This is a genomic window from Pseudomonas sp. 1D4 (assembly GCF_001728925.1).
Taxonomy (GTDB): domain Bacteria; phylum Pseudomonadota; class Gammaproteobacteria; order Pseudomonadales; family Pseudomonadaceae; genus Metapseudomonas; species Metapseudomonas otitidis.
On record NZ_LXJQ01000124.1, the window covers coordinates 1 to 993 of the forward strand.

Genomic DNA, 993 nt, shown 5'->3' on the forward strand with positions numbered 1-993 from the left:
AAACATGCAAGACGTCGTCATCGTTGCCGCCACCCGCACCGCCATCGGCAGCTTCCAGGGCGCCCTGGCCAACATCCCCGCGCCGGAGCTGGGCGCCGCTGTGATCCGCCAGTTGCTGGCCCAGACCGGCCTCGACGGGGCCCAGGTGGACGAGGTCATCCTCGGCCAGGTGCTCACCGCCGGCAGCGGCCAGAACCCCGCCCGCCAGGCCGCCATCCTCGCCGGGTTGCCCCACGCCGTGCCGGCCCTGACCCTGAACAAGGTCTGCGGCTCCGGCCTCAAGGCCCTGCACCTCGCGGCCCAGGCCATCCGCTGTGGCGATGCCGAGGTGGTGATCGCCGGCGGCCAGGAGAACATGAGCCTCGCCCCCTACGTGATGCCCGGTGCCCGCACCGGCCTGCGCATGGGCCACGCCAAGCTGGTCGACACCATGATCCAGGACGGTCTGTGGGACGCCTTCAACGACTACCACATGGGCATCACCGCCGAGAACCTGGTGGAGCAGTACGGCATCAGCCGTGAAGCCCAGGACGCCTTCGCCGCCGCCTCCCAGCAGAAGGCCTGCGCGGCCATCGAGGGCGGGCGCTTCAAGGATGAGATCACCCCCATCCTGATCCCGCAGAAGAAGGGCGAGTCCATCGCCTTCGCCACCGACGAGCAGCCCCGCGCCGGCACCACCGCCGAGTCCCTGGCCAAGCTCAAGCCGGCCTTCAAGAAGGACGGCAGCGTCACCGCCGGCAACGCCTCCAGCCTCAACGACGGCGCCGCCGCCGTGCTGCTGATGAGCGCCGACAAGGCCAAGGCCCTCGGCCTGCCGGTGCTGGCGCGCATCGCCAGCTACGCCAGCGCCGGTGTCGACCCGGCGATCATGGGCATCGGCCCGGTCTCAGCGACCCGTCGCTGCCTGGAGAAGGCCGGCTGGAGCCTGGCCGAGCTGGACCTGATCGAAGCCAACGAAGCCTTCGCCGCCCAGGCCCTGTCCGTGGGCCAGGA

At 70.8% G+C, this 993-nt stretch carries 1 protein-coding gene; it reads left to right on the forward strand.

Going from position 1 to position 993, the window contains the following annotated elements; translation table 11 throughout:
* Positions 1 to 4 precede the first annotated feature (4 nt).
* Positions 5 to 993: acetyl-CoA C-acyltransferase (locus tag A7D27_RS26845; protein WP_069566681.1), on the forward strand; the 989-nt coding region annotated here is incomplete at its 3' end.